This window comes from Nocardia sp. NPDC019395 (assembly GCF_040632335.1).
Taxonomy (GTDB): domain Bacteria; phylum Actinomycetota; class Actinomycetes; order Mycobacteriales; family Mycobacteriaceae; genus Nocardia.
This window is the reverse complement of sequence record NZ_JBEYBT010000009.1, coordinates 154,155-173,121: the sequence shown is the minus strand read 5'-3', so window position 1 is coordinate 173,121 and position 18,967 is coordinate 154,155. Positions and strand designations below refer to the sequence as shown.

At 66.6% G+C, this 18,967-nt stretch carries 16 protein-coding genes; 3 read left to right on the top strand and 13 right to left on the bottom strand.

Annotated elements, in window-relative coordinates; translation table 11 throughout:
* The first annotated feature begins 40 nt into the window (after positions 1-40).
* Positions 41-694: a MazG family protein gene (locus ABZ827_RS20875; RefSeq protein ID WP_357238996.1), complete on the top strand. Its 654-nt coding sequence runs from the start codon at positions 41-43 to the stop codon at positions 692-694.
* Between the two features lie 150 nt (positions 695-844).
* On the opposite strand, the gene ABZ827_RS20870 is transcribed toward ABZ827_RS20875, so the two are convergent.
* From ABZ827_RS20870 to ABZ827_RS20815, 12 genes are all read right to left on the bottom strand, one after another.
* Complete coding sequence (locus ABZ827_RS20870; protein ID WP_357238888.1) at positions 845-1,192, bottom strand: hypothetical protein; 348 nt, start codon at positions 1,190-1,192, stop codon at positions 845-847.
* A 24-nt stretch (positions 1,193-1,216) separates the two neighbouring features.
* Positions 1,217-2,215, bottom strand: a complete 999-nt coding sequence (locus ABZ827_RS20865; protein ID WP_357238886.1) for a WXG100 family type VII secretion target — start codon at positions 2,213-2,215, stop codon at positions 1,217-1,219.
* A 36-nt stretch (positions 2,216-2,251) separates the two neighbouring features.
* Positions 2,252-2,575 (bottom strand): hypothetical protein, encoded by a 324-nt coding sequence (locus tag ABZ827_RS20860; protein ID WP_357238884.1) that lies wholly within the window; start codon positions 2,573-2,575, stop codon positions 2,252-2,254.
* Positions 2,576-2,742: 167 nt separating this feature from the next.
* On the bottom strand, positions 2,743-3,318 hold the full coding sequence (locus ABZ827_RS20855) for a TerD family protein (RefSeq protein ID WP_357238883.1): 576 nt from the start codon (positions 3,316-3,318) through the stop codon (positions 2,743-2,745).
* Positions 3,319-3,374: 56 nt separating this feature from the next.
* Positions 3,375-3,860 (bottom strand): pyridoxamine 5'-phosphate oxidase family protein, encoded by a 486-nt coding sequence (locus ABZ827_RS20850; protein WP_357238881.1) that lies wholly within the window; start codon positions 3,858-3,860, stop codon positions 3,375-3,377.
* A gap of 202 nt (positions 3,861-4,062) precedes the next feature.
* Positions 4,063-4,518: a flavodoxin domain-containing protein gene (locus tag ABZ827_RS20845; protein ID WP_357238879.1), complete on the bottom strand. Its 456-nt coding sequence runs from the start codon at positions 4,516-4,518 to the stop codon at positions 4,063-4,065.
* Positions 4,519-4,555: 37 nt separating this feature from the next.
* Entirely contained in the window at positions 4,556-5,959 is a 1,404-nt protein-coding gene (locus ABZ827_RS20840) for an MATE family efflux transporter (RefSeq protein ID WP_357238877.1), read from the bottom strand.
* Entirely contained in the window at positions 5,956-7,101 is a 1,146-nt protein-coding gene (locus ABZ827_RS20835; RefSeq protein ID WP_357238875.1) for a cysteine synthase family protein, read from the bottom strand. The genes ABZ827_RS20840 and ABZ827_RS20835 overlap by 4 nt, the downstream gene beginning before the upstream one ends.
* 62 nt (positions 7,102-7,163) lie before the next feature.
* Positions 7,164-8,540 carry an alanine racemase gene (locus tag ABZ827_RS20830; protein ID WP_357238873.1) on the bottom strand — a complete coding sequence of 459 codons (1,377 nt, stop codon included), beginning with the start codon at positions 8,538-8,540 and terminating at the stop codon, positions 7,164-7,166.
* Positions 8,531-9,541: an ornithine cyclodeaminase family protein gene (locus ABZ827_RS20825; protein ID WP_357238871.1), complete on the bottom strand. Its 1,011-nt coding sequence runs from the start codon at positions 9,539-9,541 to the stop codon at positions 8,531-8,533. Before ABZ827_RS20825 ends, ABZ827_RS20830 begins: the two co-directional genes overlap by 10 nt.
* On the bottom strand, positions 9,513-10,691 hold the full coding sequence (locus ABZ827_RS20820) for a TauD/TfdA family dioxygenase (RefSeq protein ID WP_357238869.1): 1,179 nt from the start codon (positions 10,689-10,691) through the stop codon (positions 9,513-9,515). The genes ABZ827_RS20825 and ABZ827_RS20820 overlap by 29 nt, the downstream gene beginning before the upstream one ends.
* Positions 10,692-10,993: 302 nt before the next feature.
* Positions 10,994-12,202, bottom strand: coding sequence for a hypothetical protein (locus ABZ827_RS20815; RefSeq protein WP_357238867.1), 1,209 nt, complete (start codon positions 12,200-12,202; stop codon positions 10,994-10,996).
* A gap of 143 nt (positions 12,203-12,345) precedes the next feature.
* Here ABZ827_RS20815 and ABZ827_RS20810 point away from each other — a divergent pair, with 143 nt between their 5' ends.
* Entirely contained in the window at positions 12,346-13,941 is a 1,596-nt protein-coding gene (locus ABZ827_RS20810) for an FHA domain-containing protein (RefSeq protein WP_357238865.1), read from the top strand.
* Between the two features lie 726 nt (positions 13,942-14,667).
* Here the strand turns inward: ABZ827_RS20810 and ABZ827_RS20805 are convergent.
* Positions 14,668-16,101 carry a metallopeptidase gene (locus ABZ827_RS20805; RefSeq protein ID WP_357238863.1) on the bottom strand — a complete coding sequence of 478 codons (1,434 nt, stop codon included), beginning with the start codon at positions 16,099-16,101 and terminating at the stop codon, positions 14,668-14,670.
* Positions 16,102-16,215: 114 nt separating this feature from the next.
* Here ABZ827_RS20805 and ABZ827_RS20800 point away from each other — a divergent pair, with 114 nt between their 5' ends.
* Positions 16,216-18,885, top strand: a complete 2,670-nt coding sequence (locus ABZ827_RS20800; RefSeq protein ID WP_357238861.1) for an FHA domain-containing protein — start codon at positions 16,216-16,218, stop codon at positions 18,883-18,885.
* The last annotated feature ends 82 nt before the right edge of the window (positions 18,886-18,967 follow it).

Sequence of the window (18,967 nt, the reverse complement as noted above, 5' to 3'; positions counted from 1 at the left end):
AGCTACTGTCGCAGCCGGGTTGGCCGAAGCCGTCGATGTGATGGACCGGTTGTGGCGGTTCGGCGGCTGGGAGGTCACCCAGACCCACGATTCGCTGCGGCCGTATCTGCTCGAGGAAACCTACGAACTCCTCGACGCAATCCAGGAGCAGGACCCCGGCACCATCCGTGAGGAACTCGGCGACCTCCTGCTGCAGGTCCTTTTCCACTCCCGGATCGCCGAAGCGGCAGGCGAATTCACCATCGATGATGTCGCCGCCGCACTGGTGGCCAAATTGGTGAACCGCAGCCCCCACCTCGCCGACCCGGCGGCACCCGGTTTCGACCCGCACGCCTCCGTGACCGAGAAGGTGGCCGCTCAGGAAAAGGCCTGGGAGGAACGTAAATCCGCGGAGAAGGCCCGCCGTTCCTGCCTCGACGGTATCGCCATGGCCCAGCCGGCCCTGGCCCTCGCGGAGAAGATCCGCTCCCGCAGCGCCCGCGCCGGGCTACCGGACGAACTGATTCCGGATGACCTGCGCGTTGTCGGACTGGGCGGCCCGGAGAGCGCGGAAGAACGGTTACGTCAAGCAACCCTGGCCTTCGCCGCCGCCATCCGCCGAGCCGAGGACACCGCCGAAGCTGCCCGGGGCACTCGCTCACCCCTGTCAGCAGAAGACTGGCACAGGTACTGGCCGGTCGAGAGCCAGAAGTAGTTTTCAGCATTCCGGTCGACCACGCCGTTCGACGGACCGGTCCCGCTGTTGTTCGCCCACCTCGGGGCATGACCGGCGGTACTCCCGGTAGATGAAACCAGGGCGGGTGTTGCCGCCACCTCGGTCCCGCCGGCCGGCCCGTTCTTGCTGCTACTCGACTACGTTGGGCGCGGGTTCGGCCGCGATTTTCCCCCTGAGTTCTCCACCGTATCGGGCTGCATTCGTATCCATAGTGGGAAAGAGCAGAGCGGAGTTCGCCGAACGGCCGGACAACAATGAGTCCCAGGTTTCCGCTCCACCGGCGACCAACCCGGCTGCCTGTTTCATTTCGGCCCCGAGCTCACCGGACTCCGCCAATTCCTGCAGTTGGCGAGCCTCGTCGGGGGTGGTCACATTTGCTTGGGCGAGGCTTTCCACATCACGCCTCAAATTATCCAGTGCCGTAGTGAGCTCGGCCAAGATGGAACCGAATTGGTCCCCCTTGTTCGCGATGGCCACAACCATCCTCCTGTTTTCGAGATGTTACGCCTGCGGCGGCTTGGGCAGGGACTCGCGGCTGAATTCGCCGACGGCGGCCACCAACAGGTCCTTGATCGTGCGCAGGAGGGTGAAGAATATGTTCAGCACTGTAACGACGTTCTTGTACAGCTTGAACGCTTCCCATCCTTTCTTGGCCAGATACGCCTGGCCGTAGATCGGTATCGACGCCTTTGTAAAGGCAGCAACGAGCACGCTGACGATCAGCACGAAAGTGTCGGTGGCGACTTGAGCCAGATCCACCGCCTGCTTGGCCGCATCATCGAGTGATTGGGAAGTTCTTTTCATAATCGACTCGACTTGTTCGAATTTCGTATCCCACGACCGGAAGTGCCCGGCCGCTGCCGAGGACGCATCGCCTGTCCAGGTCTTCGATATCGATGTTTGCCCACTCGAGAGATTGCCCTGCACACCACCCACGAACTCGGCCAGCATTCGCCAGGCGTCCGCCTGGCCGGTGGCCTTCGGAATATCCCCCGCCAGCTTCGTCGCTACCGTCTCGCGGGGATCGGACGCCCCCAATGTCACCAGCAGATCGCATACCCTGTCCCATGCGATACCGAACGATACCTCCGGCATTTTCTGGTCACCGCGCTTGGGATCCTTCAAGTGTTCTGTGGGAGCGGACAGATCACCGAATCCGTCGGCGACTCCATCGTCGATAACACTGACTCCAGCGTTTCCATCCAACCCGGCGAGCGATCCAGCGATCTGCCGATCGACATCGACATAATCGTTGGCCGTCGTCTCCAGTACGATCTTCGCCCTGTCCATGTTCTGCCCGGCTGCGAGCAGCATATCGTGCAGAGCGGGAAGGAGTTTCTCGTAATCACCCTTGATGAGGTCCATAATTCGCCCGAAATCCGGGTCATTGATATTCCGGGTAGCATAATTATGACCCTCCAGGAGATGGCCGCCGGAGCGCCCTACCTGCCCGTACCAACCTCTGAGATCGCTTATTTCGACCGCGATTTCCGACGCCAAGGTTCTTCCTTCCCCGTGCTGGGCGTCCGGCGGGTGTCAGACCTGATCGAAGATTCGCCCATGAACGACCAGCAATATGCCATTGAATGCCAAGACGCCGATCGAAAACAACCACTGCAGTTGCCATTTCCTGCGCATCCCGACGAAGGACGCGACGATGCCCGAGCCGCCGGCGACACAGTATCCGATCTGCCAGGCGAGGCTTTCCGAACTGAGGCCGACCACGATCGTCAAAGATGAGAAGAGAACGGCGCCCACCATGAGTTCGCGGCGCAAGAGCCCCTCAGCAAGCAGAGCTCCCAGTTTGGCAGCGCCAGAGCCTGTTCCGCCCGAATCCCGTGATCGGCGCGCGCCCCCCATAGCATCCCTTCCTTCCCGCCGCGCCGATACATCGACGGCCCAGCAATCCGGCCGGCCCATTCAAACACGGCCTCGGTACACGGGCAAGGGTCGCGTACAGACCGCTGCGAGGAATCCGGGCTCAGCCGGCGGCCCCACCTTTCGTCCGAGGGCGAGCCACCCGGCGTCTAAACGTTCACGCCGTAGTCGCGGGCGATCCCCGCCAGCCCCGACGCGTACCCCTGGCCGATCGCCCGGAATTTCCATTCGCCGCTACGGCGGTACAGCTCACCGAACACCATCGCCGTTTCGGTGGAGGCATCCTCGGAGAGATCGTAGCGGGCCAGTTCCGAGCCGGTGCTCAGATCCACGATGCGGATATAGGCGTTGCGGACCTGGCCGAACGACTGGCCCCGCGCGTCGGCGTCGTGGATGGAGACCGGGAAGAAGATATTGGTGATCGATTCCGGCGTATTGGCCAGATCGATATTGATCACCTCGTCGTCGCCGTCACCTTCACCGGTGAGGTTGTCGCCGGTGTGTTCGATGGAGCCTTCCGGCGAACGGAGGTTGTTGTAGAAGACGAAATGCTCATCCGAGAGGACCTTCATACTCGGGCCCGTGGCGAGGGCGCTGGCATCCAGGTCGTAGTCGGCGCCCATGGTGGTGCGTACATCCCAGCCGAGGCCGACAGCGATCTTGGTCAGATTGGGGGCCTGTTTGGACAGCGAGACATTGCCGCCCTTGGCCAGAGTGACGCTCATGATCTCCTTCCCCGCGGCGCAGGTGCGCCGGATATGGTGGCGCGGCGCGCCCGATCTCAGTTCTGTTCTTCGTTCTCCGCCCAGGATTTCAAGGTGGCCACCCGGTGTTCCAGGTAGCGCAGCTCGGAGGAATCGTCGAGGATGGTGCGCTGAATACCCTGGGCGACCGCGAAGGCCCCCTGCCGGTGGTCGTCGATGACATCCACGTCCAGGCGAACCGCCACATAGTCGTCGGCGCCGGGCATTTCCTCGGCGATGACCTTGGCCGAGCCCCGCGCGCACAGCGCCACATCGCCGCCGCCGAGGATCAGCAGCGCCACCTGCGGGCGTTCGCGTAACCGGGCCAGCGAGCCCCGGTCGAATTTGAGGCTCAGCAGGATTCGCCGGTCGCCGGCGCGGACGGGCCACGATACCGGGATTGCGTGGGGTGCCGGATCGGTGGTGACCAGGACGGCGATGGTTTCCTGTGGCCAGTGCGGCAGCGCTTCCAGCTCCGGATGGTCGGTTGCTGGATGTTGCGCTGAGCTGACTCCGGCTGCCATATCGTCCCCTCCTGGATCGACGTGCTGCGGCGGAGGAAGTGCCGCACCGGCCACCAGTCTAGAGGCCGCCGCCGCCACGTGCCGGGGAAGTATCGGCTCCGACCTGCACCGGAACGTCGTGCTGCCGACCGGAATCCGCCTTCCGCGGGGCAAGGCGAACCTCAGAAATGGAGGTCAGCACGGCCTTTCGCGCCGGGGGCGATCAGGCGCCGGCGAGGGCCGAGTCGAGCGGGAGGGTGTGTACCCAGTCGCGGGCCATCGCGGTGGGTTTCGTCTCGCCGGATGCGTCGTGCCGGGCGTGTTCGCCGAGCTGGGTGCCGCCGAGGGCGGTGAGTTTCGCGGCGGCGATCTCCCCGCCGCGATTGAACGTGTTGTCGTAGACCGAATCGCCGAGGCCGAACACCGCGAAGCGCAGGCCGGTCAGGTCGGGGCGGTGCGCGTCCAGGGCTTCGAACAGGGGTTCGGCGCCGGTCGGCAGATCGCCTTCTCCGTATGTGGAGCACACGATGATGTGGAAGAGGCGCGGGTCCAGTTCGGTGACGTCGAACTCGGACATATCGGAAACCGAGACCTCGTATCCGGTCATTTCCTCGGCTATCGCCTCGGCGACCTTCTCCGCTGTGCCCATTTCCGAACCGAACAGGATCACAACACGCACCGCGCCACTCCTTCCAGTGAACTTTGGAGAGGCAATCCTAACTTACGGGCTCCCGGTGCCGGGGAGCCACCACCGATTCGTGCTCGTCGAGCAGGCTGAAGTATTTGCGAAGCATCAGCGCGGCCGTAGCGGCCAGCCCCGCCGTCAGCCCCCACCACACGCCCGCGGCGCCGAGCCCGGCCGGGAATGCCAGCAGCAGAGCCGCGGGCAGGCCGACGATCCAGTAACCGACCACGGACAGCCGGAACCCCGCGTTCGTCGCTTGCAGACCGCGTAGCAACCCGGTCCCGATGTTCTGCGCCGCGTCGAAGAACTGCAGCACGATACCGATCAGCAGCAGCGACCGGGCCACCTCGACGGTCGCGGAATCGTCCAGGTCGAGGAACGGGCGCAGGACCAGATCGGGGACGAGGACATAGGCCAGTCCGGTGATCAGCGCGACCGCTCCGGCGAACTGCAGCGAAAGCCAGGCCAGACCGCGGGCGTGCGTGGTTTCGTCACGGGCGACACTGTGGCTGACCAGGATCGAGGCGCCGTGCGAGATACCGATGGCGATCTGGAAGACGATATAGATCACCTGGTACACGACATTGTGCGCGGCCAGCGCGGCCGGGCCCAGGGCGCCCATGACCAGCGCGAGTACCGAGAACATCCCCGCCTCGGATCCGTAGGTGAGGGCGATGGGCGTACCCAGCCGCAGTTCGGCGCGCAGAGTCGCCGATTTCACCGGCCACGGACGTATCGGCAGCGTGCGACCCAGTTCGGCGTCGCGGCGCACCATCGTCCAGAAGACCGCGAACATGAGCAGGAAGACCAGGGAGGTCGCGACGCCCACACCGGTGAGGCCCAGCGCCGGCAGCCCCGCCCAGCCGTGGATCAGGCTCGACGCCAGCACCAGGTTGACAGCGACGGAACCGAGGGTCACCAGAAGTAGTGCCTGTGGCCGCTGCATACCGACGGTGTACTGGCGCAGTACCTGGAACCACAGGCAGGGCAGCAGCCCTGGAGCCAGCGCGACCATGAGCGGACGCGCCTGTTCCAGAACGCCGGTGTCCTGGCCGAGCCATTGCAGCGACCAGCCCAGGCCGATGAGGATCGCGCCGCCCAGTAGTCCGGCGGCCGTGGCGATCAGGAAACTCGACCGCACCACATCGCGGACCTCGGGGTCGGGATCGGTACCGCGTTTACCCGCGGCGCCCACGGCGGCGGCGATCTGATTCCCGCTACCGGTGATCAGCCCGACACACATGGTGCGGATCTGGTTGAACAGCACCAGCGCCAGACCGCCGGCCGCCACCGCCGTGACACCGAGACTGCCCATCAGCGCGATATTGGTGGTGGATACCGCGACCTGAGCGAGTTGTGTGAGAGCGATGGGAGTGGCCAGGGCGGCGAGCCGCCGGGCGTCCGGGGTATATCGCGACAGCGGTGTGCTGATCACCGGGCCCGCACCATGGTGTCCGAATCCTCCGTGTGGTCGTCGTGGTCGTGCTCCCGCGGCCGGTCGGCGCGGGCGGTCGTAGCGTTCGCCGCGGCGGGATCGCTCAGGACGGCGTCGCCCACCGGTTGCGCACCTCGGCCCGCGGGAGCATATCGGGTCAGCAGGGCGTGGACGGTGCGTTCGGCGCCGGTGTCGAGCAGATCGCGTTCGGCCATCCAGTCGTCGTCGAATACCGTGTCGAGGTACTTCTCGCCGCCGTCGCAGACGATGGTGACCACGGTCGACCCGGCCGGGAATTCGTCGAGCCTGGTCAGCGCGGCGTGGACGGAGCCGCCGGCCGAACCGCCGAGCATCAGGCCGAGCTGCCGCGATACCGCGCGGCAGGTGGCGAACGCGTCCCGGTCCGAAACCTTGACCCCCTCGTCGAGCAGTTCGTAATCCACGGCGGTGCCGATGGTGGCACCGGGCGGGGTGCCGGTGCCGGACTGCCAGTAGGGCCCGCCGGGCCCGCCGAACGCGATGGACCCGACCGGTTCCACCCCGATCACCCGCGGAATACAGCCCAGTTGCCGTAATCGGGTCGCGGTGCCGAAGAGGGAACCGCCGGTGCCGACTGCGGAAAGCAGGATATCGACCCGATCCACCTCGGCCAGTAATTCCTCGGCCACCGCGTAATAACCGACGGCGTTGGCATCGTTGTTGTGCTGTTCGGTGAAATACGCGTCGGGCTGCTGTGCCGCCATGGCCTCGGCGTGATCCTCGCGCGCCGACGTGGCCAGCGCATCGTCACCATCGTCGGCGACGAATACCAGATCAGCGCCCATGGCTCGCATTGCCCGTAATTTATCCCTGCTCGCGTGATGGTCGACCACCGCGGTGAACCGATAGCCGCGTTCGGCGGCCACCACCGCGAGGCCGAGCCCGGTATTTCCGGACGTGGATTCGATGATATGCCCGCCCTCGGGCAATAGACCCCGGCGCTCCGCGTCGAGCACCATTTCGCGCGCCATCCGTATCTTCGCGGCGCCCGTCGGGTTGAACTGTTCGAGTTTGAGCAGTAACCGGGTACCGGACCGGGTTGTCGCCAATTCGAAGAGGGGGGTGCGGCCGATCAGGTCCGTCACGCGGGTGACGAGGGGCATGGCAGAACTCCTGGGCGTCGATTGCGGTCGGTGCGATGCGGCCGGAGCTGACGGCCGCATGGTCAGAATTGGTCGAGGGCCCAGCGAAACCGGCCGCCCGGTGCCTGTGAAAGCACGACCTTCGGCGGTATGGGTAACTCGTGAAAGGGCGATTCGTTGGAATCCATCTGATATCCGGCGGTATTCGGGTAAACCAGCAGATCGCCGGTAACGCCTGCCCGGGGCAGCGGAATCCGCCGCCAGCTGAGCATGTCCGATTCGAGGCAGGTCGTGGCACCGGCGACGGTGGGTGTCGGTGTTCCGGGTCCGGCGGGCCAGAGCACGGGGTCAGGGAGGTATTCGCTGTCGAACCACTGCTCCGACAGGCTCAGGCTGGTTCCGTCCACGGTCAGCACCCGGTACGGCTGCCCGTGCTCGTGCCGGGTCTTATGACCCTGAACGCGGAAAACCGTGCTTCCCGCTCGATCGAGCAGCGCGCGACCCGGTTCGACGGCCAGCGTGGTATCGGTTCGCCGTAACTTCCCGGCGAGGTCGTCGCGTTCCAGGACCGCGGCCAGCATGGCCGGGCCGGCGTCGGGAAAGGAATACGGGTAATACGATTCGAAGGTTTTTCCGGAATGGAACCAGCGCCGGTTCACCTCGTCCCGGAAGGCGGACCAGTGTCCGGCGGGGACGTAGTCGACGCCGAATCCGCCACCGATGGAGATCATCGTGGCGGGATGTCCCTGTGCTCGTGCCGCACGGATGCGGTCCAGCAACTGGACGGCCAGATCGGCGCGGGGTATCGGGTCGTAACCGGAAAGGTGAAAACTGAAACCCGCCAGCGAAATCGAGGGATGTTCGGCGGCCGCTGTAACGGCCTGATCGAGTTCGTCCGCCGGCATACCGAACCGGCTGGCCGAAGCCGCCGGCAACGCGCGCAGCAGTATCCGGACCGGAATATCCAGCGCGGCCAGCCGTTTCAACTCACCGAGACTGTCCACCGCCACCAGGCATCCGTGCCGAGCGGCCAGCCAATGCAATTCGTCGGCTTTCTCGGGGCCGGTGATCAGGAGATCCGCACCGCGAATTCCCTGACCCAGGGCGGCCACGAGTTCGCCTGTGCTGGAAACGTCGATCCCCGCACCCGCGGTGGCGCAGGCGCGGGCGACGCAGGCGGCTTTGTTCGCCTTCTTGCCGTAGAAAATCTCACCGGAAATTCCGGCGGCGGTGATCACCTGCCGAAATGCACTGATATTCGCCGCGACGCGCGGCGGGTACATCAGATGGAACGGGCCCCCGATCGCGAACGCGATATCACCGAGCAGACGAGGATCGTCGAGAACGTCCTGTTCCCAGCGATCACGGTGCGCGGGAAGCGGTGCGGCCACCGTCCCCGCGTGCTCACCGCGAGAGCCCGGACCGGTTCCCGCGGGGGCATCGGCGCCGGTCAATCCCATAGCGAGACCTCCGTGCCGCGGCCCTCGGCGATGGCCTGTTCGGCCAGGGTATGGGCCACCGCGATATCGGTGAGTACCAGGCCGCTGTTGTAGACGAAGATCCGTTCGTCGGGTCGGCGGCGGGCGATAGCGCGCCGGCTCAGGATCTGTGGCAGTTCGGCGTCCACCGGGCGCAGTTTGCCGTGCTCGTCGGCCATATCGGTCCCGGTCACCGCCATCTGCTCGGCGCTGGTGGCGATCACCCGGTCGGCGTCGCCCAGGGTCGAGGGTGCCAGGCCGTAGCCGACCAGCACCACCACCGAACCCGGTTTCAGGTGTTCGGATTCGATCGCGACCTCGGTCCCCGGGCCGGCGGTGGCCAGCACCACATCCGCCGTCCGGGCCGCGGCGTAGGGATCCTCGACGTTTTCCAATAGCGCGTGCGGGGCGTACTCGGCGAGCTTCCGGTGCACCGCCTCGATACCCTCGGGGTGGGTGCCGTAGAGCATCAGTTTGCGCAGTTGGGGATTGGCGGCCAGCAGATGTGGTAGCGCATTGCGACCCTGGGTGCCGGTACCGATCAGCAGTACCGAATCCGCTTCCCGGCTCAGCGTTTCCCGCACCAGCAGTGCGGAGACCGCCGGTGTGCGCAGGGCCCCGACCCGCGAGCAGTCCATCATCGCGATGGGTGCGCCCGTGGTGTCGTCGTAGAGCGTGATGGTCGTGTAATAGCGCTTGGTGGTGCGGTCGTGGCCGGGATCGAATTTGTAGGACGTCTTCATGGCCACCACCCGGCGCCGGCCGTCCCGGCCCAGCATCGCGTAGGCGACCGACCACCCGTCCGGGTTGGCGACGCTGAGCTTGCGCGGATTATCGGAATCCCCGGCGGCCAGAGCGATATAAGCTTCCTCCACCGCACGCACCACCTCGGCCGGGGCGACCGGCACATCGGCCAGATCGCCGCGGCTCAGGATGCGCAGTGGAGTTATTCGGTCACGTATGCCCAATGGATCCTCGATCATCTATTGCACCGTTCCGCTCTGCACGCACCCCTGGCGCCGCCGGCGTTCGGTTCTGCGCCGTCGGCGGGAAGGGTGCGACGATCTGCTGACCGTATCCATTCTCCCTGGATTCGGCTGCGCGGCGCGGGCGTTCAGGTAGCCGGATATTCACTCGTTTGAGCCAGCGATCGGTGCCGTCGTAGCGGGCGGTGAACGGTACCCGGCCGTGGACGGCGATATCGTTGTCCACCAGCAGCAGTTCACCGGGCCGGAGCGCGGCCACCAGGCACACTCGTTCGAGTTCGCGTTCCAGCTGCGCGTAGGCCTCCCGGAAGTCCGTGCCGGCGTCGTCGAGGGGGGTGTAGGCGGGGTCGAATCGCATTGTGAGCGAACCGGCGTCGCCATCGAACCCGGGCTCGTTCCACAGCGTGGGGACCGCGACCGCGGTGGCGCGGTCGACCGCCGACCCGTAGGAGACGTCCGGCAGGATCGGCAGGGTCGGGGTGCGCAAGGTGTCCTGTTGCGCTCCGCTCAACCGCACCCGGCGTACAGATGACACGGTGGTTCCGACCAGATCGGGATTGCGCAGGCAGAGCAGCATCAGCAGATTCGCGCGTTGCGGGTGGAAGGCGTCCTCGGTGTGCGGGCTGAGCAGGACGGTGCTGCTGGCGCCGGACTGTTCGAGTTCGTGTCCGGCCGCCGGGACGATGTTGTTGACCAGCCGTCCGTCCTGTTGTCCGGCCCAACCGAACGGTTCGCCTGTCGCCGCGGCCAGTAGCAGCATGGCGATATCCAGTTCGAACGAGCAACCGGGGCGTTCCGCGTCGATGCTCCATTGCGCCGCGGTCTGCCAATCCGGTGGGGTGGGCCCGATTTCGTTGTCGTACAAAGGCAACCGGCGGACGATACAGGCCCCGGTGGCGGTATCCGGCGGACGGAAAACCGCGCGGACCTCGGCGGGAAGCTCCCCGGCCCGGTCGGCGATCCGGGCCAGGAGCGCGGGGTCGGACAGGGGAGGGGTCGCCCGGCCGGGTTCCCGGGTCGATGTGAGAGCTATCTCAGCGGCCAGTTCACGTACCGCCCGTCCGGCGGTCTCGGGTAACTCACGGTGCTCGATATCGTCGATATTGGGTGGGTGAAGCGCATTACGTTCGGGGAGAACGCTTTTCACCAAAGTTTCCCTTCTCGGAATCGTGGATCGCGGTACCGGTGCGGACGAGTCGATGTGCGAAGTTAGTGTGTGACCGCGCCCGTGGCAAGGGTTACCTAACTGCGGCATGTGATAGCGATTGTGAATAATTGGCTCAACGTACAGGTGGGTGGGTATTCGGTCGTCGGGTGTGGCCGCTGCGGTGAGACGCAGAACACGGTAAGGGTAGCCTGGCCTTGCGGAAAAATCGGGTCGACGCGCCGGTGATGAGAACGTGCGCACCACAACGATTTACGGCCCGGACGACCGCACTCGGATCCGGATTACAGACTGTTCGCCAGCAGTGCGTACTGCGCCGCGGTCTTCTGCCGGATCTCGGCGTCGCTATCGCTGGACACCACGCCCACATACCGCTTGTACGGTACGAAACAGCGATACCGGTACTGGCGTTCCGGATCGCCTTTATCGTTGAGCTCCAGGCATTTCGCGCCGGGCACATCCGCGGGCGCCGCCAGCGGATCGTAGGCGTCGCCGGCCGATTCGATGAAACCGTCCACCAGGATCGGCGCGCCCGCCGCGTCCCGGACCCGGGCCACCGAACTTCCATCGGCGTACGCGGTGCTCTCGAAACCGGATTCGTCGAGGAGCCGGGCCCGGGTGTTCTGGTCATCGGCGGAATTGATCAGATAGTTCCGGCCGTATACGGCGAACTTGTCCGGATCGGGGACCTGACCGGAACGGTCGGCGACCACCACCCGCGACAGCAGGTTCTCGGGATCGACCGCCAGATCGGCGATATCGGCCGTCGGTGTCGGCTCGAACCGGTCCAGCTGGGCGAGCTCGGCCGTGAAAGCTTTGTCCACCCAGGACACCAGATCGGCGTGATCGGGCGTCGGGCGCTGCACGAACAGGGATATGACGAACTCCTCGTGCGCCAGAAAAGCGCCGATATTCGCGACTCCGGGCCGCCAGTGCAGCAACGCCTGCGGGTATTTCGCCGAACTCAGCTTCCGGTTCTCGGGTGAGACCGCGATATCGGCGCTCTCCAACTCCGTCGCCGCCTTGGTAGCGCTATCGGAATCGGGGAAACGCAGAGCCACCACCGTGAGTGCGGTGGCGTCGGTAGTCGGCCGGGTCTGGCCCTCCGGATCGTCGCGATCGGCACCGCTGGCCGCATAACCGACCACCAGCTTGCGGTTCTTCAAGATCGGTTCGGAGACATTGGCCAGGAAATCGATCGCGGTCGCCGGATCCGGGAGCACTTTCGACCCGCGCCCGAACTTCAGTGACGGATCGACCTGGCTGCTGGTCACCACGGCCTCCGACATCCGGATACCCTCCAGCATCGGACCGTCCGCCCCCGCGTCCTGCGAATAGCTGAACCGGTCGACCGGGAAAGCGCCCACGTCGAGGGTGCGCACATCGATCTCGCCGGGGACCGGCATCCCCGGTACCGATCCGCATCCGGACAATCCGGCAACAAGAAGAGCGACGAGCACGGTGACGGTGCCGCCGCGCGCTATCCGAACCATGGGCGGGCCCCTCGTTCCGATCGAAGATGCACTGTCGAAGTTACCCGACGGGCGGATATCTCGGCGAGGCCGCCGCCGGCCGTGCAATACCCTGGTGTGGTGGCAGACAACCCGGGGCAGCACTCAGGCGGAGACTGATCCGCATGCGGGACCAGCAGGTCGAGGTGGTGCCCGGGTCGCATGCCGCGGCCCGGGTCGCGGGCGCGGTGGTGCTCGTCGCGCATCGTGGGCCGGGCCGGCCCACCGAGAACTCGCCGGCTGTCCGGGCGCTGGTGGCCCTGGTTGCCCTGGTCTACGAGGCCGCCGCGCGGCAACCCGACGGCCCCGGCCCGGCCATCGCCCAGGAAGCGACCAGATGGCTCATGGCCAGAGCCGAGCGGACAGGTCCGGAGAACTCGGTCGACTTCGGGATCCTGTCCGCCGCGGCGCCCGGTCAGGTCGCGATATTCCTGCACGGCGGCATCACAGCGGTGGTGGCCGGTGCGGACACCGAGTACTTCCACGGCCGCGACGCGGTCTTCACCGTCGACCGGGCCGCGGCCGTCCCGTCCCGCGCGATGGCACTGTTCGTCGACGACCCACCGGTTGCCGACGGCGACGATTCCCGTCCCGAGCTGCCGGTCGCCCGGGGTATCGGCCGGCTGGTCGAGGGAATCGCCGAAGCCGGCGGAGTGATCGCCTGGTCGCCGTCGAACCGGCACCCCTCCCCGGCCACCGGAACGGACCGGGCCGGCGGGGTCGTGCTCGGGAAGGCGGTGCCCGCCGCGGACGAGACCGCACGGAACGGCGAGGATTCCGAATCGCCGGAGCCCGATGCGGACGACAGGCCGGCTGCCGGGACCGACGATGATCGCGAATCGTCGTCGCGACGGCCCGAGCCGGGGGAGGCGGTGACCGCCGCCGCCGAGACACCGGTGAACAGTGTCCAACTCTCCGAACGGGAGACCCTCGTCTCCGGCAGCGATGACAGTGGCACGGCGGGGCGTGGCGGCACGGACGGCTCACGGCCTCCCGAAACCGACCCCCACCGCGCGCAGACCGAGATCAGTGGACGGCAACGCTCGGCGGCAGGCGGAGACCACCGGCCCGACGAGGGCACCGACGAGACGGCGGACTCCCGGCCGCGCCACCCCTCGGTGCACCCCACCCCGCGCACGGATCTGCCGGTACCACAGCACGGTCCCCCGGAACGCGCAACGCCGCCGATGGACGCCGAACTGCGGCGCCGCACCGAGGACACCGCGAAAGGTAAGGCGCTGACGGTGAAGGTCAGGGGGTTCAAATGCGCGCGCGCCCATCCGACGGACCCGCGCTCGGCTTTCTGCAGTGTCTGCGGGATGCCGGTGGATCAAACCCAGCCGCTCATCGAAGTGGTGCGCCCCCCTCTCGGCATCCTGGTACTCGACGACGGGGCCACCTACCTGCTCGAATCCGATTCGGTCCTCGGCCGTGACCCGGAGAAATCCGAGCAGGTGCGGCGCGGGCTCATTCCGCTGAAGGTCAGTGACAATTCGGGCGGAATGTCGCGCGCGCATGTGGATCTGCTGCTGGTGGATTGGGATGTGACATTGGTCGACAGGGGGTCGACGAACGGAACTCGTACGCGCGTCGCCGGGTACCGGGAATGGGTACGGGTGCCGCCGCACCAGCCGGTGGTGCTGGTCGCGGGGACGGAGATTCTGATCGGGAACCGGGTGGTGCGGTTCGAATCCGCGGCGCCGCCGCCGTTCGGGACATGAAGGGTTCTCGGCGTCGGGGGGCGGCTCGAGGGCTTGGATCTTGCGGTGTGCCGGACCGGTAAGGTGCGGGGTGGACGGGGTTGTGAAGGTGGTAAGCGGGGCCGTTCGTGGAGGTTCTGTGTTTTTGGCGTCGCCTCCGGCGCCGCGGGGTTCGGGGCCCCCTTGGTCTCGTTCTTCACTCCCGCCGGTCGGTCGCTGCGCTCCCTTCCTCTGGTCGCTCCAGAACGAGACGGGTCCCGAACCACCAAGGTTGACCGGCCGCATGCGGGAAAACGGGGTGGGGATGGGTGTGGACGGACTGGCGGTAGTGGATCAAACGCGCCCAGGGGGGCGGCGGCGGTCCGGCTGGTCGGCGAGGTTCGGCGCGGTGGTCACCGATCTTGCGGGCTCAGGTTCGCGTAGCGCGGTTGGGCGGTGTCGCGGGTTGGGTGCGGGCTATGCGGATGCTGGAATTGGGGTTCTTCTTCCTCCTCCGCATGGCTCACCTTTGCGGGCGGGGCCCGCCCGGTTCTGGAGCGACAGAGCGAAGGAGCGCAGCGACTGAGCGCCGGAGTGAAGAACCGGGTTAATAGGGCCCCGCCCTCGAGCCGCGGAGCGGCTCCAAATAACACAGCCCGCCCCTTCACGGATGGTCTACGTCGAGACCACGGTTACCTTCACGGAAGGTATACGCCGAGAGCCGGCCCAACAGGGCCCCCGCCCTCGAGCCGCGGAGCGGCTCCAAAATTACTGGTATCGGGCGGTGCAGGTTTGTTCGCCGCCGAGGACGCCGGCGCGGAAGGCGTCGACGCGGGAGAATCCGCTCGGGACGGTTTTGCCCTCCACATCGCTGGCGGCCAGGCCGTCGGTGAGAAGTCCGGATACCGCTTCGTCCAGGTCGCCGGCGGCCAGTGTTATATCGCCTTCGGCGCGGCCGGTGTCGGCGAGCTTGCCGGTTGCCACGCCGGAGAGGCAGGCGGCGCGGAGGCCGGTTTTCGCGCCGACAAGTTCCTGGTCGCGGCTTCGTTGCACCGCCAGGGTGTAGCGGGAGATGAATACCACGTAGCCGTTGTAGTCGCCCGTGACCTTCACCGGTAGTGAGGCATCGGCATCATCGGCCGGCGCGCCGCGGTCGGAGAGTCCTTCGACATTCGTCGCGATCGTATTGTTCGCCGGGCAATAGGTCACCGGCTCGGTGGAGACACCGTCGCTGCAGTCGATTTCGGCGCCGTCGTAGCGGTATTTCGGCTCGTCGGGCGTCGGCAGGATCACCGACAGGGCCTTGCCCAGTTCGACCAGGCTCTGCTCGGTGATCTCGAATTCCCCGGATTCGCCGTCGAAGCTCTGCGGCAGATCACCGCGGCGCTGCTCGATCTCGTCCATATCGATTCCCTTGCAGGCCTTGGCGCCGTCGGTGAAACCGAGCTGCACCGCGGTGACCCGTTCGAAGGCCGAGCCGTGCACGCTTTCGGGGTCGTCGGGATCGGAGTCGCGGATCGCGACCGTGGCGGCCAGTACCGAGTTCAGGCCGTCGGAGGTGTTGATGGTGAAGTAATCCGATTTACCCTCCGCCACCCAGCGCATGTACGCGCCGGCGAAACAGTCGGCCTGTTGTTCTTTGACGATCACCGGATCATCGCGGTCGACGAGATCGGCGTTGTTCTGGATCGCATGACCGTATTCGTGCGCGATCACCATCACCACTGCCATCTGGCCGAATGTCTCGGACATCGTGGGCAGCAGCATCGCCCGGTCCCAGCCGATGGAGTTGTCGAGCCGGCAGTAGGCGGCGTTGACCATCCGATAGGTGGATTCGTCGCAGAACTCCACGGATTTGCTCCGGGAATCGCGGGCGCTCCAGGAGGTCAGTTTGTCCACCGGTGCGAACTCGCCCTCGAACTCGGCGTCGAAGTGTTCGTCCCAGTAGGCCTGGACATCGGTGACCGCGTTGAGCGCCAGGGTGTCGATCTCGCCCCCGTCGCTGTTGTCGGCGCTCAGGTCGCTGGGGGGAACGTTTTCGCGTGGCCCGCTCGGCCCGCTCGTGGTCGGCAGACCGGCGACCTGGAACGGGTTGTCGTAGATGGAGACCGCCCGGCCGTCCACTCCCCGGGTACACCCGGTGACCAGCAGCAGCGTGCACAGCGTCGCCACGGCGAGTGCGACGGCACGAAGTTTCGGCATGGATCCTCCCCCATTTTCGGCCGGTTCGGGTGCTGGTAATTCCCGTTGGAGCGGGGAGATCACCCCCCAACGGGGGCATCTCCGATGCCCGGGTAATGGCATAGTATCCGCTGCATGTCTGCACCGGGGGTGCGCACTATCACGGTGCGCCATGATGGAACCGAACGTGTCTTCGATTCGAATCAGCAGATCACCCTGGGCCGTGCGCCCGAGGTGACGCTGTTCGTCGACAGTCCGCTGGTTTCGCGGGTCCACGCGATACTGGCCTGGCAGTCGGGAGCCTGGGTGCTCACCGACAACGGCAGCACCAACGGTGTGTTCGTCGACGCTCGCCGGCTCGGGGGGCCCGTCCCGGTCGACCGGCCCACGCAGGTCCGGCTCGGCGACGCGATCAGCGGGCCGTTGCTCTGGCTGGTTCCGTCCGGAGTTCCACAGCAACAGCAGCCCCAAGCGCAACAGCCCCCAGCGCAGCAGCCCCCGGCCCAGCGGCCGCCCGTTCCGCAACAGCCGTATCCGTCGGGCCAGCAGCAGTATCCGTCCGGACAGCAGTGGCAACCGCCGCAACAGCCACCGCAGCGACCGCAGTCCGCCCCGCAGGCCCAGGTTCCGCCGGTCGGAATACCCAGCCGGTCGAGTGCCGAGCAGCCGCCCGCGCAGCGCCCGCCGCACCAGCCGCAACAGCAGTGGCCGCCGAGCGGAGGACAGCCCGGATGGTCGCCACCCGGCGCAGCCGGTCAGCAGCCACAACCGGCGAATGTGAATATGACCGCGAAGGCGAGCGTGGCGGCCGTACCGCCGGTTCGGCACCGGGTCAGCGAGGGGCCGGTGGCTCGTGCCGACCGGATCCCGCCGGGTGGTCTGGCCATCGGGCGCACCTCGGACAACCAGATCGTGGTCAACGATCCGCTGGCTTCGCGTAAACATGCCCGTCTCGTCGGCGGCTCCGAGGGCCTGGTCCTCGAGGATCTCGGCTCGGCCAACGGAACCTTCGTCAACGGTGTCCGCCAGCAGCGCACGGTTCTGCGCGAACGCGACATCATCACCATCGCCAATATCGATTTCGAGGTTCAGCAGGGCGCCCTGGTCCACCGGCAGCGCCCCGTCGCCGAACAAGGGCTGACCGTGCACGGGGTCGGGTTCACCGTCGAAGGCAACAAGCAGTTGCTCGTCGATGTGAACATGCAGGCGGGGCGCGGGTCCCTCACCGCGCTGATCGGACCCTCCGGTGCCGGGAAGTCCACGCTGTCCCGGCTGATCGCCGGCAGCACCCAGCCGTCGGGCGGGCGGGTCACCTTCGAGGGCCGCGATCTGCACGGCGAGTACGAGGCGCTGCGTTCACGAATCGGCATGGTTCCGCAGGACGACGTCCTGCACCGGCAGCTCACCGTGCGCCAGGCGCTCGGCTTCGCGGCCGAACTGCGGCTGCCGCCGGACTCTTCGAAAGCCGATCGCCGGCAGGTCATCGACGGGGTGCTGCGGGAACTGTCGCTCACCGAGCACGCGGATACCCGGGTGGACCGGCTCTCGGGTGGTCAGCGCAAACGGGCCTCGGTGGCGCTGGAACTGCTCACCGGTCCCTCGCTGCTGATCCTGGACGAACCGACCTCCGGCCTGGATCCGGCGCTGGACCGGCAGGTCATGATGATGTTGCGCGAACTGGCCGACGCCGGGCGCGTGGTCATCGTGGTCACTCATTCGGTGGCCTGCCTGGATATGTGCGATCAGGTGGTGCTGCTGGCCCCCGGCGGGAAGACCGCCTACGCGGGTAACCCGGCAGGTGTCGAATCCGCCCTCGGAACCAGCGATTGGGCCAAGATCTTCGCCGATGTCGCGGCCAACCCGGATGCGGCGTTCGCCCACTATCGATCCCGGCAGGCCGCGCTACCGCCGCCGCCACCCCCCGTGGCCCGCCAGAGTGGCGGGGGTTCGCCGCCGCAGTCGGGCGCCTGGAAACAGTTCTCCACGCTGGCCCGGCGGCAGCTGCGGTTGATCCTCGCCGACCGCGGTTACCTGACCTTCCTGCTGTTGCTGCCGTTCGTACTCGGCGGCTTGTCCCTGCTGGTACCCGGTAGCAACGGATTCGGGCGGCCACCATTGGTCCAGCTCGAGGACGGGTCTTTCGTACCCAACGGTGATTCGGAACCGCAGATGCTGCTGGTGGTCCTCATCCTGGGGGCCTGTTTCATGGGCTCCACGCTGACCGTGCGAGATCTGGTCGGGGAACGCACGATCTTCATCCGGGAACGCGCTGTCGGGCTGCGGTCCGGTGCCTATCTGAGTTCGAAGGTCATGGTGTTCGGCCTTGCCGCGCTGCTGCAGTCGGCGGTACTGGTCGGCTTCGTACTGCTGGGCAAGAAGCGGCCGCAGGAGGGGTCGGTTCTGGCGCTGGGCGGCGCCGAGCTGTACATCGATATCGCGGCCACCGCGGTGTCCTGTGTGGTGCTCGGGTTGCTGCTGTCGAGTCTGGCCCGCTCCAGCGAGCAGGTGATGCCGTTGCTCGCGGTGGCGATCATGGGCCTGCTGGTGATGGCCGGCGGGATGATCCCGGTCACCGATCGGATGGGCCTGGAACAGGCCACCTGGATTTTTCCGTCGCGGTGGGGCTATGCCGCGGCCGCGTCCACGGTGGATGTCCGGGAACTGTTCTTACAGGCGCAACAGGACGGGTTCTGGGAACATACGCGTGGTGCCTGGTTCCTGGACATCGGCATGGTGGTGGTCCTCACAGTGGTGATCGCCTTGCTCACCTGGACCCGCTTGCGGCTCAAGAAGTCCGCGAGATGAGACCGTTGACCGGCCGCATCCGCCCCCTGCGCCGCTGGTCGCCGGGGGCGGCGAGCGCGACGACCGCACACCAGGCACACTG